Source organism: Streptomyces canarius (assembly GCF_014650735.1).
Taxonomy (GTDB): Bacteria; Actinomycetota; Actinomycetes; order Streptomycetales; family Streptomycetaceae; genus Streptomyces; species Streptomyces olivaceoviridis.
This window is the reverse complement of sequence record NZ_BMVN01000046.1, coordinates 11,959-29,159: the sequence shown is the minus strand read 5'-3', so window position 1 is coordinate 29,159 and position 17,201 is coordinate 11,959. Positions and strand designations below refer to the sequence as shown.

General features: G+C 73.9%; 14 protein-coding genes. 5 read left to right on the top strand and 9 right to left on the bottom strand.

Going from position 1 to position 17,201, the window contains the following annotated elements; all coding sequences use genetic code 11:
• Positions 1-165: 165 nt before the first annotated feature.
• The gene (locus IE294_RS38200) at positions 166-1,647 is read left to right on the top strand and encodes an NB-ARC domain-containing protein (protein ID WP_229917750.1); all 1,482 of its coding nucleotides are present in this window, start codon (positions 166-168) and stop codon (positions 1,645-1,647) included.
• A complete protein-coding gene (locus IE294_RS38195; RefSeq protein ID WP_189893892.1) occupies positions 1,644-3,293 on the top strand; it encodes a DUF885 domain-containing protein in 1,650 nt (549 codons plus the stop codon). The genes IE294_RS38200 and IE294_RS38195 overlap by 4 nt, the downstream gene beginning before the upstream one ends.
• A gap of 49 nt (positions 3,294-3,342) precedes the next feature.
• Here the strand turns inward: IE294_RS38195 and IE294_RS38190 are convergent, their stop codons facing one another.
• From IE294_RS38190 to IE294_RS38150, 9 genes are all read right to left on the bottom strand, one after another.
• Positions 3,343-4,179, bottom strand: coding sequence for an isocitrate lyase/PEP mutase family protein (locus tag IE294_RS38190; RefSeq protein WP_189893890.1), 837 nt, complete (start codon positions 4,177-4,179; stop codon positions 3,343-3,345).
• A gap of 120 nt (positions 4,180-4,299) precedes the next feature.
• The gene (locus IE294_RS38185; protein WP_189893888.1) at positions 4,300-5,292 is read right to left on the bottom strand and encodes an MmcQ/YjbR family DNA-binding protein; all 993 of its coding nucleotides are present in this window, start codon (positions 5,290-5,292) and stop codon (positions 4,300-4,302) included.
• A 22-nt stretch (positions 5,293-5,314) separates the two neighbouring features.
• Positions 5,315-6,613, bottom strand: coding sequence for an ATP-grasp domain-containing protein (locus IE294_RS38180; protein WP_189893886.1), 1,299 nt, complete (start codon positions 6,611-6,613; stop codon positions 5,315-5,317).
• Positions 6,614-6,636: 23 nt separating this feature from the next.
• On the bottom strand, positions 6,637-7,893 hold the full coding sequence (locus IE294_RS38175; protein WP_189893885.1) for an ATP-grasp domain-containing protein: 1,257 nt from the start codon (positions 7,891-7,893) through the stop codon (positions 6,637-6,639).
• 25 nt (positions 7,894-7,918) lie between these two features.
• Positions 7,919-9,040, bottom strand: a complete 1,122-nt coding sequence (locus IE294_RS38170) for an NAD(P)/FAD-dependent oxidoreductase (RefSeq protein ID WP_189893884.1) — start codon at positions 9,038-9,040, stop codon at positions 7,919-7,921.
• Positions 9,041-9,080: 40 nt separating this feature from the next.
• Positions 9,081-10,709 (bottom strand): class I tRNA ligase family protein, encoded by a 1,629-nt coding sequence (locus IE294_RS38165; RefSeq protein ID WP_189893883.1) that lies wholly within the window; start codon positions 10,707-10,709, stop codon positions 9,081-9,083.
• 3 nt (positions 10,710-10,712) lie between these two features.
• On the bottom strand, positions 10,713-11,078 hold the full coding sequence (locus IE294_RS38160) for a cupin domain-containing protein (RefSeq protein WP_189893882.1): 366 nt from the start codon (positions 11,076-11,078) through the stop codon (positions 10,713-10,715).
• Positions 11,079-11,111: 33 nt separating this feature from the next.
• Positions 11,112-12,410: a lysine N(6)-hydroxylase/L-ornithine N(5)-oxygenase family protein gene (locus IE294_RS38155; RefSeq protein ID WP_189893881.1), complete on the bottom strand. Its 1,299-nt coding sequence runs from the start codon at positions 12,408-12,410 to the stop codon at positions 11,112-11,114.
• Positions 12,411-12,499: 89 nt separating this feature from the next.
• Positions 12,500-13,759 (bottom strand): ATP-grasp domain-containing protein, encoded by a 1,260-nt coding sequence (locus tag IE294_RS38150; RefSeq protein WP_189893880.1) that lies wholly within the window; start codon positions 13,757-13,759, stop codon positions 12,500-12,502.
• A gap of 176 nt (positions 13,760-13,935) precedes the next feature.
• Between IE294_RS38150 and IE294_RS38145 the strand changes: the two genes are divergently transcribed.
• The 3 genes from IE294_RS38145 to IE294_RS38135 all read left to right on the top strand — a co-directional run bounded on the left by IE294_RS38145 (position 13,936) and on the right by IE294_RS38135 (position 17,105).
• Entirely contained in the window at positions 13,936-14,268 is a 333-nt protein-coding gene (locus tag IE294_RS38145; RefSeq protein ID WP_189893924.1) for an avidin-fold protein, read from the top strand.
• Between the two features lie 2 nt (positions 14,269-14,270).
• Entirely contained in the window at positions 14,271-15,656 is a 1,386-nt protein-coding gene (locus IE294_RS38140) for an FAD-binding oxidoreductase (protein WP_189893879.1), read from the top strand.
• Between the two features lie 66 nt (positions 15,657-15,722).
• Complete coding sequence (locus IE294_RS38135) at positions 15,723-17,105, top strand: MFS transporter (RefSeq protein ID WP_189893878.1); 1,383 nt, start codon at positions 15,723-15,725, stop codon at positions 17,103-17,105.
• Positions 17,106-17,201: the final 96 nt, after the last annotated feature.

The following is a 17,201-nucleotide window of genomic DNA, read 5'->3' as shown; positions in this document are numbered from 1 at the left end:
GCGCCACGGCCGCCCCGGCCCGCCCCGTCCGGACGGCTCGGGGACCGTCCGGTACCGCTCGGGGAAGGGATCGGGAACGGCCGGCCGGACCCTGCGAGGGCAGACAGGAGAGGGCGGGGCGCGCGGCGAACCCGTGGCACACCGCCCCCGACCATCGCAAGGAGCATGAGCGTGGGCAGACCGGAGAAACCGCTGGCGCCGGACGCCGGACCGGCCACCGCCTTCGCCCTGGAGCTGCGCCGGCTCCGGGTCGCGGCGGGCTCCCCCAGCTACCGGGAGCTGGCGAGGCGTGCGCTGTTCTCGGCCTCGGTGCTCTCGGACGCCGCGGCCGGTCACCGGCTGCCCACCCTCCAGGTGGCCCTCGCTTTCGCCGAGGCCTGTGGCGGGGACCGGGCGGTCTGGGAGCGGCGCTGGCGGGCGGCGGCGGGCCGGGCGGGCGACGGGCCGGGGCCGGCCGTCAAGCCGGCGCAGCAGGCACCGGAACCGCGGCTGCGGGCCGCCGCGGTACGGGCACTGCTGCCCGTACCGGCCCAGCTCCCGATGGAACCGCGTCCGCTGGCCGGCCGGGCCCGGGAGCTGGGTGAGGCACGCGCGCTGACGGCGGCGGGTACCGGCCCCGTCCCGCCGCTGGTCATCCACGGACCGACCGGAGTGGGCAAGTCCGCGCTCGCGCTGCGGCTGGCCCACGAACTGGCCGCGGACCTGCCGGACGGGCAGTTGTACGTCAGCCTCGGCGCAGCCGCCGACGGGCGCAAGGACGCCCCGGGCATCGCGGGCGGCATGCTGCGGTCCCTCGGCATCGCGCCCGAGCTCATCCCGGACGATCCCGCGCAGCGCATCGGGCTGTACCGCTCGGTGCTGTACGAGCGGCGCCTGCTGGTCGTACTCGACGGCACACTCCAGGAACGCCAGGTGCGCGACCTGCTCGTGGCCACGCCCCACAGCAGGATCGTGGTCACCGCGCGGTCCCGGCTGCTCGGCCTCGACGGGGTACGGCGGCTGGCGCTGCCCGTCCTCGGCCGGGACGAGTCGATGGACCTGCTCGCGGGGATCGTCGGCGCGGAACGGCTGGCCGGTGCCCCGCGGGCGGGTCTGCTGCTCGCGGAGGCGTGCGGCGACCTGCCGCTCGCCCTCACCCTCGCCGGCCGGCGTCTGGCCGCGCGCCCGGAGGCCTTCCTCGCCGAGGCGGTCGCCGAACTCCTCGCCGCCGACGGGCTGTCCGGCCGGCTGCGAGTGGGCGACGAGAGCCTCACCGAGCGCTACGAGGACGCCTACCGCCGTCTCACGCCCTGGGCCCGGCTCCTGCTGCACCGGTTCGCGGCGACGGGGGCGGCACCTGCCGTGGACGGGGTGATCCGCACTCCGTCCACCGCCCTCGCGCACGCGCCGGAGCCGCCGCAGGCGCCGCAAGAGCCGGTGGAAACGGTGGAGGACGTCCTCGAAGCCGTGGTCGACAGCGGGCTGCTGGAGCGTACCGACGTCCCCGGGCAGTACGGACTGCCGCCGCTGGTACGGCAGTTCGCGCTGGCCCGGGCGGCTGCCACGGCGGACGGTCCGGAGCCCGCCCGGCACCGTCCGCGCAGCGACCGGCCCGCACCGGGCGCGGCACACCCCTTCCCCGCCATGACACAGGAGACCCCAGCATGACCACTCCCACCCCCGTCGCCGGTCTCGCCGAGGAGGCCGTCGGCCTGATCGCCGCCGAGGACCCGCTGGACGACGCGCTCGAAGGGTGCCCGGAGACGCTCGGACGGCTCGCCGACCCGTCGTGGCAGGCGCAGGAGGCCCTGGCCGGTGAGGCGGCGCGGCTGGCCGAGCGGGCCGCCCGCGCGCCGGTCGCGGACGCCGCCGAGGAGGTGACCCGGGCCGTGGTGGTGCAGCAGGCGCGGGCGGTCGCCGACCGGCTGGGGACACGGCTGGTCGAGCACACCGTCGCCGACTACCAGAACTCACCCCTCGGCCGGCTGCTGGGCTCCCTGCCCGCGGTGCGTCCGGCGGACGAGGAACAGGAGCGGGGTCATCTGGAACGGCTGGCGGCGGTGCCCGAGTACCTGGCGAAGGCGGCCGAGCGGCACCGCGAGGGCCTGCGGGCGGGACGGCTGCCCGTCGCCGAGCGGGTCCGCACGGCGGTGGCCCGGCTCGACGCCTACCTCGCCGACCCCGCCGGGGACCCGCTGCGCGCGGTGCCGCTGCGTACCCGTCACCACGCCGAACGGGACCGGCTGGTCGACGAGCGGGTGCGCCCGGCCTTCGCCGCCTACCGCGAGGCACTGCGCACGGACCTCGCCTCCCCGGGGCGGTCCCCGGAGCGCCCGGGACTGTGCCATCTGCCCGACGGGGAGGAGCACTACGCCACCCTGGCCCGCGTCCACACCACCACCGGCCGCTCGCCCAAGGAGCTGCACGACACCGGGGTGGCGCTGCTCGCCCACATCGAGCGGGAGTACGTGCCCGTCGGAGCACAGGCCTTCGGCGGCGCGCCGACCCCGGCCGAGGTGCGGGAGCGGCTGCGTACGGACACCCGGCTGCGCTGGAGCGGCGCGCAGGAGATGCTCGGGGCCGCCCGTACGGCGATCGCCCGGGCCGAGCTGGCCGCTCCCCGGCGCTTCGGGCGGCTGCCCGCCCTGCCCTGTGCGCTGGAGGGCACCGAGGCGCCGGGCGCGCCCCTGGCCTGGTACATGCCGGCCGCGCTGGACGGTTCGCGGCCGGGAACGTACCACGCCAACACCGATCGGCCCACGGAGCGTTCGCGGGTGCTCGCCGAGGCCACCGCCTTCCACGAGGCCGTGCCCGGCCACCACGTCCAGCTCTCCCTCGCCCAGGAGCTGACCGGGCTGCCGCGGCTGCGCCGGATCGCCTGGATCAACGCCTACATCGAGGGCTGGGGGCTGTACGCGGAGCGGCTCGCCGACGAGATGGGGCTGTACTCGGGCCCGCTGGCCCGCTTGGGGATGCTGGCGATGGACTCGCTGCGCGCCGCCCGCCTGGTCGTGGACACCGGGCTGCACCACTTCGGCTGGACGCGCGAGCAGGCGGCGGCGTACTTGCGGGAGCACACGGTGCTGTCCGAGACGGAGATCCAGAACGAGACCGACCGCTACATCGAGTGGCCCGGTCAGGCGCTGTCGTACATGACCGGCCGGCTGGAGATCCAGCGGTTGCGCACGCGCGCGGCCCGGGAACTGGGGCCCGCCTTCGACATACGTGCCTTCCACGACCTGGTGCTCGGCGGCGGCGCGCTGCCGCTCGACGTGCTGGACCAGGTCGTCGCGCGCTGGACGCGCAGGGGCTGAGCGTTCCGCGCGGGGGGCCGGTGCGGCCGGCACCGGCCCCCCGCCGTGCTCAGGCGCTGAAGAGGCCGTTCATCTGGAAGAAGTCCAGCGAGTCGGCCAGTTCCTCGTAGGTGCCGGAGCCGAGGAGTTCCAGGGTGGCGCGGCGGGCCGCCGTGTACGCGGCCTGGGCGACCGCGGTGCCGACGCTGACGCGGCGCACCCCGGCCTTGGCCAGCTCGGCCACGCCGGGTCCGCCGGGACCGGCCATGGCGTTCACCGGCAGCGGGGAGCGGGCGGTCAGCTCGCCGAGGACGGCCAGGTCCAGCAGGCCGGGCACGAAGATGCCGTCGGCACCCGCCCGCTCGTAGGCGGCGGCGCGGGTCAGCACGTCCTCCAGGCGGCCGGACTCCTCGCCGATGCCGAACAGGTACACGTCCGTACGGGCGTTGACGACCAGCTCGGGCAGCCCGGCCGCGGTCGCGGCGGCGCGCGCCGCCGCGATCCGCTCCGCCTGCTCCTCGGGGGTGAACAGCGGGCCGCCGGGGGCCTTGGAGTCCTCCAGGTTGATGCCCACCGCTCCCGCGGCGACCACCGCGGTGACCGTCTTCGCCACCTCGTCCGGGGCCGCGCCGTAGCCGCCCTCGACGTCCACGGTGACCGGGACGTCGACCACGGCGGCGATGCGCGCGGCAGCCGCGAGCATCTCGTCCCGGTCGGCCTGCTCGCCGTCGCCCTTGCCGAGGGACCAGGCGACACCACCGCTGGTCGTGGCGATCGCCTGGGCGCCGGCGGCGGCCATCACGGCGGCGCTGCCCGCGTCCCAGGCGTTGGGCAGCACGAGGACGGACTCGGAGCCGAGCGCCCGCAGCCGCCGCGCCTTGTCCTTGGTGCTCTGGTCAACTGTCATGGTTCTTCGGTGCCTTTCGTGGTCGGCACAGCTCTGTGCCGCGGTTCGGGTGACGATCGCGACGGATCGTTGCACGGGGGGTCGGAACAGGGTCGGTATTCGGACGACCCGGGCGTACGGTCAGCCCGCCGTGCGGCGGGTGATGGTCACGTACAGGTGTTCGTCGAGGACCTTGGCGAGAGTGACGGCGGGCCGGCCGAGGTCGGCGACGAGCGCGTCGGCGCTCAGTCCGCTCTCGGCGAGGGCGGCCCGTGCCCAGGCCCTGCCGGTGCGCAGGTGGCGGGCGAAGGCGGCGCCGTCCCGGGCGCCGTACAGCTCGGTGGCGATGGCCGCGTCCCACGGCATGACGGTGTGCGGGCGCAGCGCGTAGAGCGCCTTCGCGGCGGCCGTCGGGCCGAGGGACCGGGGCCGGGGCCCGAATCTGACCGGAAGCCGGGCGAGTTCCTCGTACGCGGTGGCCACAGTGTCGATCTCGGGGTCGGTCAGCTCGGGGAGCGGTGTGTCGGGCAGGGGGTGGCTGTCCGTCCACGCGACCAGCCCCTCCCCGAGCGGGTACGGTTCGCCCTCCCGCGGGTAGGGGAGCCTGCACCCCCAGGTGTTGAGCCAGCGGTGCAGGGCCGTGCGGCCGGCCGGGTCGCCGAGGTCGAGGTCGGGAGCGGAGGGCCCGCGCAGCTCCAGCCAGCTGCGGTCGACGCCCGGGTAGGCGGCGAACACCTGGGCGGAAAGGCGCAGTTCGGCCAGCGTCGGGGCCGGGCGCGGGGGCGGCGCGGGGTCGGGTCCGAGGTGGGCGCGGGCCACCTTCGCGGGGACGCACATGCGCCAGGCGTCGGTGACCAGTTCCGTCAGCTCGGGCAGGCTCAGCGCGGCGAGCGCGGCCTGGACCCAGTTGTAGCGCAGGTCGGAGGTCCGGGGCAGCGAGAACTTCTCCGGTTCCGAGGCCACCAGGGCCGCGCGCTCCTCCTTGGGGAACGCGAAGCCCAGCGTGGTCTCGTCACGGGACAGCGCCAGGTAGACGATCCGGCCGACACGGAACTTCACCCGGTCCCGGATCAGGTGCTCCTCGGTGCGCGGTAACGCGACCGCCAGGCGCCGCACGTCCTCGACGGTGGCCATGTCTCTCCTTCTGTCGTGGAACCTACGCCGGTCGGTCCTGCGCGGGTTCGTCCTGCACGGGGCCGTCCTGCGCGGGGCGGACCTTGATCTGGATCGTGTCCAGGGCCCGCCGGGCGGCGGCGACCGCCTCGGCCCCGTTCTCCGCCTCGGTGACGACCGAGCCGACACGGTCCCACGAGCTGCGCAGCTCCCGCACCTCGGCACCCGGCTCCACGGTCACCGAGCACGCCTGGACGCCGGGCAGCGCGCGCGCCTCGTCGAGCCCCGAGACATCCTCCACCACCCCGGCCCCGGTGTGCAGGAAGCGGATGGCGGCGGCGCCGGGGGCCTTCTCCGGGAGCGGAGCGGTCAGCGGTTCGCCCTTCATGAGGGTCCAGAAGGCGCGGACGAGGTCGACGCGGTACGCACGGTCGATCAGGTCGACGATGCCGTCGCCGGGGAAGCGGCCGGCGCACTCCACCAGGTAGGGGCGGCCGTTCTCGACGATCCACTCGCAGTGCGCGATGCCCGTGCCGAACCCGACGGCCTCCAGCAGCCGCCCGGTTTCGGCGCGCAGCAGCGCGTCCAGGTCGCCGGGGATGTCGGCGGGCACCAGATGGCCCAGCTCCACCGGCCGGCCGCCGGGGTAGAGCTCCTTGCCGGTGACGTTGCCGAACACCGCACGGCCGCGCTCCACGAGCAGCTCCACGCTGTACTCGCGGCCCTGGACGCACCGCTCGACGAGCATGCGGAGCTCGAACCCGCGGTCGGGGACCATCACGCCCTCGTCCATGGCGGTGGTCTCCGCCCATGCCTCGTCGATCTCGTCGGGGGAGGCAAGGATGCGGGTGCCGAGGGCGGCCTGGCGGTTGGCCGGCTTCAGCACGGCCGGCCCGGGGTGCTCCGCCATGAAGGCGCGGACCTCGTCCGGGCCGGTCACCTCCACGGACTCCGGGTTGAGGATGCCGGCGGCCCGGCTGACCCTGCGCAGCACGGCCTTGTCCCGCAGGATCCGCAGCGCCCCGTAGCCGCCGGTGGGTACCCCGTACCGTTCGGCGAGGCGGGCCGCGAAGGGCGTGGCGTACTCCTGGAGCGGGGCGACGGCGGCCGGGTCGAGGTCGGGGTGGGCGTTGTAGAAGGCGTCGGCCGCGCCTTCGAGCTGGTACTCCCAGGCGATCAGCTCCCGTACCACCGGGGCCTCGTCGGCCTTCGGCCCGAGCTCGCGCTTGCGGATCACATCGGGTTCGTCGATGACGATCACGGAGCCCTCGGGCTGGAACTGCGCGAGCGAGGTCACCGCCACGGGCACGAAGCCCACCATGACGACAGGGCGTTCGGGCATGTCTGTACTCCTTGGTGGATGGATCAGGCGTCCGGGCCGGTCAGGTCGGCGCGGACCTGGGCGGCGAGTTCCTCGGCGGTGGACATGGCGTCCTCGAACGACGTGCCCGTCACACCGAGGAAGCCGAGGATGCTGTTGCCCGCGGGCGGGCGGCGGACCAGGTCGCCGGGCTTGGCGGTGACCTTGAGGAAGAACAGGTCGTCCCGGTCGGCCAGGCCGTCGGGGACGTGCACGTGCGCCACGCGACCGGAGGCCGGGGGCAGCAGGCACAGGGCCGCCGTGTGGACCCCGGTCGGCCGGTAGTGGCCCGCCTTCGGGCGGACCCCGCGGGCCACGTCGGCGACGGCGGCTATCGGGTCGTAGCCGGCGGAGATGCGGGCCATGTGGTCCAGGCCGCCGCCGCCCGGGCGTACGGCGATCTCCACCAGGTGCGGGCGGCCCTCGTGGAAGCGGACCTCGGCGTGCAGCACGCTGCGCCGCAGCCCCTGGGCGCGGGCGCCCGCGGTGACGACCTCGTGCACGGCCTCGACCTGGGCCGGGGTGAGCGCGGTCGGGGCGTGGTGGACGTCGTCGTCGAAGGTGTCGCCCTCGGCGGTGACCCGGTCGACGATGGAGCCGAGGTACACCTCGTCGTCCCAGGCGAGGGCCTCGATGAGGAACTCGTCGCCGTCGAGGAAGGACTCCACCAGCAGCCCGTGCGGACCCAGGTCCAGTCCGTCGGCCTCCATCGCGTACCAGGACAGCTCGGTCAGGCCCTGGGCGGCCTGGGCGTAGCGCTCACGCAGTTCGGCCGCGTCGTCGGCACGGAAGACGTAGTTCGAGGCGGCCCCCAGGGTCGGCTTGACGATCACCGGGTAGCCGAACTCCCGGCCGGCGGCGAGTGCCTCGGCCTCGGTGGTGACGAAGCGGAAGTGCGGGTGGGCGGCGCCGCCGCGCTCGTGGGCCTGGCGCATCAGCAGCTTGTTCCGGCTGGCACGTGCGGCCTCCACGCCGATGCCGGGCAGGCCGAGGGCCTCGGCCACCGCGGCGACCGCGAGCACCCCCGACTCCGAGAAGGTGAACACGCCCTCGAAGCGTTCCTCGGCGTGCCACTCCTTGGCCGCCGCGATCAGGGCCTCGATGGACCGTGAGCCGGCGGTGCGGTAGCGGTCGGCGGGCCAGAAGTCCTCGGTGCCCTCGCCGTTGAGCACGTACAGGTCCGCGCCGAGGCCGACGACCTGCTCGTAGCGGGAGATGTAGTAGGTGGCGTTCTGCCGGGCTTCGAGCGCCAGGAGTTTCATGGCGGTTCCTCTCGGTTGGAAGGGATCAGGGCCGGGCGTCGAGGGGGTCGGCGTCCAGGGCCGCCAGGCCCGTTCGGTCGGGGACGCGGCCCAGGACCCGGTCGGCGAGGGTGCGGGCGATCAGCGGCGCGAACTTGAACGACGAACCGCCGCACGCCGCGTACGCGTGGGCCGAGGCGCCGAGGGAGACCGCGAGGGGGCCACCGGTCTCGGCGTGCGACAGGTAGTAGCAGTCCTTGGTGCCGAGCACCCAGGCCGGTCCGAAGCCCGGCAGCAGGTCGCCGAACTCGGCCGTCAGCTCCTGCTGCCACCTCTCGGGCGTGGTGTTGTCGGTGAGGTCGTCGACCTGGCGGCAGACGGCGGCCGAGCTGAGCTTGAGCGCCGTACCGGCCACCGGCGGGATCAGCCAGGCGCCGCGCCGGGTGCCCAGGGCGGGGACGGCCGGTGTGGCGGCCCACGCCTCGGCCACCCCCCTGGGCACCCGGCAGTACAGCAACGACTGCCGGTACAGGGCGAGCGACTTCGCCACCCGCTCGGGCAGCAGGCGGCGCGCCCACGGCCCCACGGCGACCACCACACCGTCACCGTCCAGCACCTGTCCGTCGGCGAGCGTGACCCGTCCGCGCTCCCCGTCCACCGCGACCGCGGGCCGGTGTTCGAGCAGACCGACGCCCGACTGCCACCTCAGCCAGCCGACGCAGGCGGCGAGCACCCGCTCGGCGAGCAGCACGCCGGCGTCGTCCTCCAGGACCGCGCCGGCGGCGCCGCCGAGGGAGAGGTGCGGGTAGCGGTCGGCGAGCGCGTCCGCCGTGAGCGTGCGCGCGCGTCCCCCGGCGTCGGCCAGCAGCACCGTGCCCGCGTCCGCCGCCGCGGGCGGGAGCACGGTGAGCGCGCCGACCCGCTCGTAGAAGCGGGTGGCGAACAGCTCCTCCAGTTCCAGCCAGCGGCGGTGCGCGCGCAGCGCGGCGGCGGTGGCGAGCGGATCGCCCGGGTGCAGGGCCCGGATGATCCGGTGCTGGTCGAAAGAGGTGGCCCGGCCGTACGGGATGGACCCCTGGTCGACCACCGTGACCCGGTGTCCGTCCAGGGCGCACTCCACGGCGGTCAGCAGGGCGATCACCCCGCCGCCGACGACGGTGACACGCATCGGGCACCTCCCTTCTTTCTCTCGGTCGTGCGGCGGTCGCTCAGCTCTCGGCGGTGGTGCGGCCGAGCGCCGGAACGGTGAACGGCGTGGTCGTCCGCTCCTCGGGCGCGACGGCGAACGTGCCGTCGAAGCCGCCCTCGGCCCGCGCCTGTTCGGCGAGGTCGATGAGGATCGGCGAGGCCGCGGCGATCAGGGTGCGCAGCTCCGCGAAGAGGTCCCCCAGTTCGGCCGCGGACGCGGTGCGGTCGGCCGGGGCCGGCCCGGCCGTCAGGGCCTCGGCCCGGTCCAGGAGCCGCTCGATGTGCAGCGGGATCAGGTCGGCGGTGCGGCTGAGGCTGTAGCCGGTGAGCCGGTAACCGGCCTCGAACCGCTCGGCCATCGCCGCCCGGCGCGCGTTCGCCTGCGGCGACACCGGCAGCTCGTGCCCCTCCAGGCCCAGTTCGGCGACCGCCTTGCCGAGCAGGGCGCCCAGCCGGTTCCACGGGTCGGCCAGCCGCTCGCCGGTGATCTTCTCCAGGGCGGCCCGGGAGAAGTTGGTGCGGGCGTGCTCCGGCGCGGTGAGCGCGAGGTGGAAGCGGACGAGGTCGCGGGGGACCTCGCGCACCAGGTCGCGCGTCCACACCACGTGGCCCTTGCTGGTGGAGAACTTCTCGTTCTCCAGCTCGTAGAACTCGTTGCTGACGATCGCGTCCGGGACGACGTAGCGGCCCTCGTGGGCGAGCAGCAGCGACAGGTGGGTCAGTCCCCAGAAGTAGGCGTTGTCGAAGCCGAGGAAGTAGACCAGCCGGATGCCGTTCTCCGCGCGCCACAACTCGTCGTCGCTCGCGGGCCGCTCGCCGTGCGCGCGCTGGGCCACGGCCGTGCAGTACATCGAGGCCGGCATGCCCTCGGCCCAGGCGTTGATGACCTGGCCCGGCGTCTCGGGGAACGGCGCCGGGATCCCCCACCCGGTGGGATAGGTGATGGGGAAGTCCGGCAGCGGGCGGGCCAGCAGCTCGCGCATCAGCTGCACGATGTGCGGGCGCCAGGTGGACTCCTTGGCCCGGTGGTAGGCGGTCAGCTGCTCCCGGTACTCCTCCAGCGGCAGGACCAGGATCCGCGTCTCCCGGTAGGTCACCTCGGCCGTGGGGTCGACGGTGGAGCGCGGGTCGGTCAGCTCGGCGAAGTTGTTGGGGTGCCCGCAGCTCTCGCACAGCCCGCCCCGGCTGACCGCCAGGCACACCGGGCAGCCGCCGCTGACCAGGCCCTCCATCAGGAACTCGCCGGTCGCCTCGACGTACGGCAGCTTCACCGTGCGCAGCCGGAACCTGCCGGCGTCGTGCAGCCGGGTGAGGAAGTCCAGCGTCATCGCGCGGTAGCCGTCGTCGAAGGGGGCGAACCCGTCGACGGAGACGCCCATCAGGCCGAGCGTCTCCCGGATCTCCCGCCAGCTCTTCGCCGCCAGGTCCTGCGGGGTGGTGCCCAGCTTGGCGGCGCTGGAGACGACGTACGTCTGGCTGTCGTCCGTGCCCGTCGTGTAGAGCACCGGCTGCCCGGTGGCCCGCAGGTAGCGGGCGTGCACGTCGGCCGCCATGTACGGGCCCGCGATGTGGCCGACGTGCAGGTCGCCGTTGGGGGTGGGGGGCGGGCCGATGATGACCGTGCGCCGCTGTCCTGTCGGCTGGTCCATGGCTCAGGCCTCCCGGGCGTGGCGGTGGGTGAAGCGGTCGGCCATCTCGGCGTCCCACCAGACGCTGTACATCTCGAAGTCGGCGTCGGAGTCGTTGACGACGCGGTGCTCGTGGTGCGGCGGGAAGTGGACGATGTCGCCGGCGGCGAACGGCACGCGCTCGCCGCCGGCCTCCAGGAACGCCTCGCCCCGCAGGGCGATGAAGATCTCGTACTCGTGGTGGGAGTGCGCGGTGGACGCGGTACCCGGGCGGATGACGCACCAGGAGCCCTCGAAGGGGGCGTTCAGTTCGGACCAGGGCAGCAGACGCTGGGCGTCGAGGCCGTTCTCGTGGGTGAGACCGGCGCGGTCGAGGTGCTTGATGAGCATGTCGTCTCTCTGCTGGGTGGGAAGCGGTGGTGGTCAGGCCGCGGCGAGGGCGGGCTCACGGTCGCCGGCCGGCCGGCCGGCGCGGTGCGCGAGGATGTCCTCGGTGATCTCCGCGGAGCGTGCGGCGAGGACGCTGAGCAGGGAATCGGCGATGCCGTGGGTGGCCTCGTTGACGCCTTGGAGGTAGCAGGCGGCGGCACCCTGACGGCCGGTTTCCAGGCGGTAGTTGCGGGTGACGGCGATCTGGTCGAGGCCGAGCGCGCCGCCGAGCGCGCGCACCATGCGGGGCATCTCGCGGACGAACCCGGTGCCGAGGAGCAGCAGGTCGCAGCGGAGCTCGCGGGTGGCGGAGGTGCGGCGGTCGGTGAGCGTCAGCACGATGTCGTCGCCGTCGGTCGTGGCGCCCGTGATGTCGGTCATGGTGATCATGCCGAGGCGGTCGGAGCCGGTGCGCCGGTCCTGGTAGAACTGCCGGTAGAGCGAGTCGAGGGTGGCCGGGGCCAGACCGCCGTAGTTGGAGCGGTGCATCTCGGCCAGCAGCTGGCGGCGGGCCTCGGGCTCGGCGTCGTAGAACTCGTCGACGAACGACGAGTAGAACAGCTCGTTGGTGAACTTGCTGCTCTCGTAGCCGTTCAGACCGATCGAGCGCATGATCATCGTCGGCCGGCAGCCGGGCAGGTCCCGCAGGGCCGCGCCGAACAGCTCGGCCGCGCTCTGCGCCCCGCCGACCACGGCGACCCGGGGCGGCCGGTCGGCCGGCACGCCGGCAATCCGCTGGGTGTACTCGGTGGAGTGGATGACCCGCTCGGCCGGGAGCCCCTCGAACACGGCGGGTACGTGCGCGTCCCGCCCGGCGCCGATCACCAGGTAGCGGCAGTCGATGGTCTCGCCGTCCGCCAACTCCACGGTCCAGCGGTCGATCTCACCGTCCGCGCCGTGCACGGGCGTGACCGAGGTGACGGTCCGGCCGTACTCCACCCGCGTCCGCTCCAGCGAGTCCGCCACCCACTGGAGGTACTCGGATATCTCGCTGCGGTACGGCACGAAGCTGCCGAGGTTGACGAACGCGTCGAGCCGGCCGCGGGCGTGCAGGAAGCTGAGGAACGAGAACTCGCTGCGCGGGTTGCGCATGGTGACCAGGTCCTTGAGGAAGGAGACCTGGCTGAGGGCGTCGGGGAGCAGCATGCCCCGCTGCCATACGACGTTCTCCTCGCGCTCGACGACGAGGGCCTGGTCCGCGAGGTCGGGCGCCAGTTCCTCCAGCGCGACCGCGAGGGCGAGGTTCGCCGGACCCGCGCCGACGGCGAGCAGTTCGACTGTGCGGTGTGCCATGTGGTTCTCCTCAGAGGTGTCGGCGGTCTGGTTCCGGGGGTGGGGTGGGCCCGGTTCACGCCGGGCGGTCCCGGGCCGGTGGGCCCGGTTCACGCCGGGACGGGCACGGTCAGCGGCTGCCGGTCGAGGACGACCAGGGCCGCCGCCGCGTCCAGGCGGGCGGCGGTCTGCGCGGGGTCCGCGCCGGCGACGATGACGTAGGAGTGGCGGGCGAGGTAGCCGTTCGGGGGCAGCCTCAGTTCGGTGCCGGGTCCGGCCATCGCCTCGGCGGCGAGCAGGCCCTCGGCGGCGGCGGGCGGGGTGACCGAGCGGACCACGCAGTCCTCGGGCGGGTAACCGAAGCGGATGCCGACCGTGCGGTGCTCGGTGTCGGTGAAGTCGGGTCGCTGTCCCAGCGCGGCGCGCACGGCGGCGCGGGCCGGGTCGATGCCGGTGGCGAGCTGCCCCAGACGCGGGATGAGGTCGCCGCCGAGCCGTCCGTTGATCTCGACGATGACCGGACCGCGGGAGGTCAGCTTGACCTCCGTGTGGGTGATGCCGGAGCCGTAGCCGATGGCGCGGTGCGCCGCCCGCAGCATCGCCAGCAGTTCCGGATCGGTGCGCAGCGGGTCGTCCGCGGCGACGTGGTGGCCGATCTCCTCGAAGTAGGGGAAGAGGCCGACCTGTTTGCGGGCCACGAACATCGGGTGGTACTCGCCGTCCACGACGGCCGCGTCGACGCTGATCTCGGGCCCTTCGAGGTACTCCTCGACCAGCGCCCCGCCGCGGTAGGAGACCGCTCCGATCCGGCTGGACTCGTCGGCGGTCCGGAACGCCTCGGCGACCTCGCCGGCGTCCTGGGCGAGCACGACGCCGATGCTGGCGCCCATGCCGCGCGGCTTGACGACGACCGGGTAGCCGATCTCCTCCGCCGCCGCGAACGCCTCCTCGGCGGTGTCCACCCAGGCGTACCGGGGCTGGTCGATGCCCGCCTCGGTGAGCAGCCGGCGGCTGCGGTACTTGTCCCGGCAGCCCTCCACGCCGTCCACGCCCGCGCCGGGCAGGCCGAGTGCCTCCGCCACGTGCGCGGTCGTCACGATCAGGGTCTCGTCCCAGCTGAGTACACCGCGCACCGTGACGCGCCCCGCCAGCTCCCGGGCGGCCGTGAGCACGGCGTCCCGGTCGGTGAGGTCCACGACCGTGTGCCCGCTGAGGCAGGGTGTCTGCCAGTCGGGCTCGTCGTCCGTGAACAGCCAGACCGGGTGCGTCGCCGCGGCACCGGCCAGCAGGTACTCGCGGTACTTGCGCAGCCCGCACCCGATGAGCAGGATCACGTCCTTCGCGGCCTCGCCGGCACTGTTGTCGTCCACGCGCTGATCGCCTCCTGAATCCGAGTGACAGGGCGATTCCACGGGGTGCGCGGGTTGCCCGGAAGCCATGTCCGAGAGGGACAATCAACCCGGACGCGGCCCGGGTTCACGTCCGGTTGATTGGCCGTCCGGCAGGCCCCTTCCGGGCAATCGCGCCCGCCTGTTCCATGGCTGACGTGATCAACTACGACGGCAAGCGATTCCGGAAGGTCCTGGCCGACCCGGCCGACGACGCGCCCATCGCGCTGTACCGGCAGCAGGGTGATCTGGTCTGGGCCGAGTTCACCGGCGGCGACGTACGGCGCGGCTCCCTGGCGGGGACCCGTGACACGGACGGTGTGATCAGCTTTTCGTACAGCATGGTTCTCGACGACGGCCGGGTGATCTCCGGCCGCAGCGTCAACACCCCCGAGGTCCTGGCCGACGGCCGGATACGGCTGCACGAGCGCTGGGAGCGCTACGGTGCCCACGCCGCGAGCGGCGTCTCCTCCATCGAGGAGGTGCGCTGACGGTGGCCGGCGTCGACTACTCCCGGCTGGCCGGCGAGGTGGAGGGGCGCGTCTTCCTGCCGGGCAGCCCCGGCTACCGCGTCGGCTCGCACCTGTTCAACACGCGCTACAAGCACCGCACCCCGGCCGCCGTGCTCACCGCGGCCCACACCGCGGACGTCCAGCGGGCCCTCGTGTGGGCGCGCGAGCAGGGCGTCCCGGTCGTCGCCCGCAACGGCGGCCACAGCTTCGCCGGTTACTCCGTGGGCGACGGCCTGGTCATCGACCTCAGCAGGCTCACCCAGACCCGCGCCGACGGCTCCACCGGCCTGGTCGTCGCGGGCGGCGGCGCCAAGATCAGCCATGTCTACGACGCGATGCAGCCGTACGAGATGGTCTTCTCCACCGGCACCAGCCCGACCGTCGGCGTCGCGGGCCTGGCGCTCGGCGGTGGCGCCGCCTTCGCCGCCCGCCGCTACGGCCTGACCGCCGACGCCCTGGTGGAGACCACCGTGGTCCTCGCCGACGGCTCCCTCGCGGTGGCCAACGAGCGGGAGAACCCCGACCTGTTCTGGGCGTGCAGGGGCGGCGGCGGCGGCAACTTCGGCATCAACGTCTCCCTCACCTTCCAGGCCCACCCGGTCCCCGACGTCACCACCTTCTACGTCACCTGGAAGTGGTCCGACGCCGCCGCCGTCCTGGAGGCCGGACAGCACATGGTGCGCCGGGCGCCGGACGACTTCGCGGCCCGGCTCGGTGTGTGGACGCACGGCACCGGACCCGGCGCGATCCGGGACAACGCCGAAGTCACCCTGCAAGGCCAGTACTTCGGCCCGGCGAGCGAGTGCCTGGAGATCCTGGACCCGGTCCTGACCGCGGCCACCCCGGTGTCCAGGGACGTCGCCGAGCGCACGTTCTGGGAGGCCAACAAGTACATGGTCCACGCCACCTCCGGGGACCAGTTCGCGCTGCGCTCCAACTACATCCGCGAACCGCTGTCCGGCGACGGCGTCGAGACCATGCTGTCCTGGGTCGAGCGCTGGCCCGGCAGCCACAACGCCGACGGTGGCGGGGTCGGCCTGTTCTCCTGGGGCGGCGCCATCAACCGCGTGGCCCCGGACGCCACCGCCTTCGTCCACCGGGACACCCTGTTCCTGGTCTCCATGGACACCTCCTGGACGGACGACGACGACCCCGGCCTGATCGCCGCCAACCTCGACTGGCTGGACGGCCTGCACGCCGGCATGGCCCCGCACGTCACCGGCTCCGCCTACCAGAACTTCGTCGACCCCCACCTCACGAACTGGCGTGAGGCCTACTACGGCGCCAACTACGGGCGCCTGGTCCAGGTGAAGCAGAAGTACGACCCCGAGGGTGTCTTCTCCTTCGACCAGGCCGTCGGTTCCTGACACCCGGTCCGCTCCGGGCTGCCGAAGGCCCGGGAGGGCCCCTCTCCCCCCTACGAAGGTGAAGCGATGAGTGTGTCCAAGTCCAAGGAGAACGCCGCGCCCGGTGTCCTCGACGCCCTGCGGGCCACGCCCCGCTCGGTCCGCTACCTCCTCGGCGGTGTGCTGCTCAACCAGCTCGGCGCCTTCGTACAGACCTTCCTGGTGCTGTACCTGACGCACCGCGGGTACGGCGTCGACAAGGCGGGCTTCCTGCTCGGCGCCTACGGCGTGGGCGCGGTGGCGGGCACCGTCCTCGGCGGCGAACTGACCTCCCGGCTCGGCAGCCGCAACACCATCACCACGGCGATGGGCTGCTCGGCCGTGCTGGTCTTCCTCATCCCCTGGCTGGCCGACCCCGGCGACTACCCCGTCCTGCTCGGCGTGGTCGTCGTCCTCGGCCTGATGACGCAGTCGTACCGCCCGGCCGCCTCCGCGCTGCTGAGCGACCTGATGCCGGACGAGTTCCGCGTCATGGGGTTCTCCATGCTGCGCATCGCCATGAACATCGGCGCCGCGGCCGGCCCGCTGCTCGCCGCGGGCCTCATCCAGATCGACTGGAACCTGCTGTTCTGGGTGGACGGCTCGACGGCGCTGGCCTATGCCCTGCTCGCCGCGATCCTGCTGCCCCGGCCGGCACCGACCGCCGGCGCGCAGGACCCCGGCGCCGCGCGGGAGGCCCACCGCTCGGCGTACGGGACCATGGTGCGCGACCACCGCTTCCTGCTCTACCTGGGCTCCATGCTGCTCAGCGCCCTGGTGTACGCCCAGTTCTTCGCGGTGCTGCCGGTCGACCTCGACGAGGCGGGCCACCCCACCTCCCTGTACAGCGGTGTGCTGACCCTGTCCTCGGCCCTGCTGATCAGCTTCGAACTGGCGGTGACCGCACGGATCAGCCGCTGGCGTGCGAGCACGGCCGCGACGGTGGGCACGTTCGTCTACTGCCTCGGCATCGCCGGCTACGGCCTGCCCGGCAGCGTGCCCGCGCTGGTCCTGCTGACCACCGCCGTCAGCGTGGGCGGCCTCATGGTCAGCGGACCGACCCTGTGGGCGCACCCGGCGAAGGCCGACGAGAAGGTCCGCGGTCGCTACATCGCCGCGTCCCAGACCGTGTTCGGCCTCGGCTCGGCGGTCGGCCCGGCGCTCGGCATGCTGATGTGGACCCACTACGGCGACGGTGTCTGGGCGACCTGCGCGGTCCTCGGCACGGTGGCGGCGGCCCTGGCCTTCGCGGGCCTGCGGTCGTCGGACGAGCCACGGAACGCGGCCGAGGAGACGGAGGCGGCCGAGGACACGGACCTGGCCGAGCGGACGGACGCGGCCGAGCGGACCGCACCGGCCGAGCCGGACCCCGCTGAGGCGACCGTCGCGGCGGAGGACGCCGGCGGGACCGCGATCCCCAGCGGACGCTGAACGACCGGCACCTGCGCCCCGGCCCGCCCGCTCCCCCCACCACCGCGCGCGGGCCGGACACCCTCACCACCCTGAGCCCCTCACCACCCGTGAGCC

Coding starts and splice junctions, on each gene's coding strand:
- IE294_RS38200 (WP_229917750.1), top strand. CDS start 166: ATGAGCGTGGGCAGACCGGAGAAACCGCTGGCGCCGGACGCCGGACCG.
- IE294_RS38195 (WP_189893892.1), top strand. CDS start 1,644: ATGACCACTCCCACCCCCGTCGCCGGTCTCGCCGAGGAGGCCGTCGGC.
- IE294_RS38190 (WP_189893890.1), bottom strand. CDS start 4,179: ATGACAGTTGACCAGAGCACCAAGGACAAGGCGCGGCGGCTGCGGGCG.
- IE294_RS38185 (WP_189893888.1), bottom strand. CDS start 5,292: ATGGCCACCGTCGAGGACGTGCGGCGCCTGGCGGTCGCGTTACCGCGC.
- IE294_RS38180 (WP_189893886.1), bottom strand. CDS start 6,613: ATGCCCGAACGCCCTGTCGTCATGGTGGGCTTCGTGCCCGTGGCGGTG.
- IE294_RS38175 (WP_189893885.1), bottom strand. CDS start 7,893: ATGAAACTCCTGGCGCTCGAAGCCCGGCAGAACGCCACCTACTACATC.
- IE294_RS38170 (WP_189893884.1), bottom strand. CDS start 9,040: ATGCGTGTCACCGTCGTCGGCGGCGGGGTGATCGCCCTGCTGACCGCC.
- IE294_RS38165 (WP_189893883.1), bottom strand. CDS start 10,709: ATGGACCAGCCGACAGGACAGCGGCGCACGGTCATCATCGGCCCGCCC.
- IE294_RS38160 (WP_189893882.1), bottom strand. CDS start 11,078: ATGCTCATCAAGCACCTCGACCGCGCCGGTCTCACCCACGAGAACGGC.
- IE294_RS38155 (WP_189893881.1), bottom strand. CDS start 12,410: ATGGCACACCGCACAGTCGAACTGCTCGCCGTCGGCGCGGGTCCGGCG.
- IE294_RS38135 (WP_189893878.1), top strand. CDS start 15,723: ATGAGTGTGTCCAAGTCCAAGGAGAACGCCGCGCCCGGTGTCCTCGAC.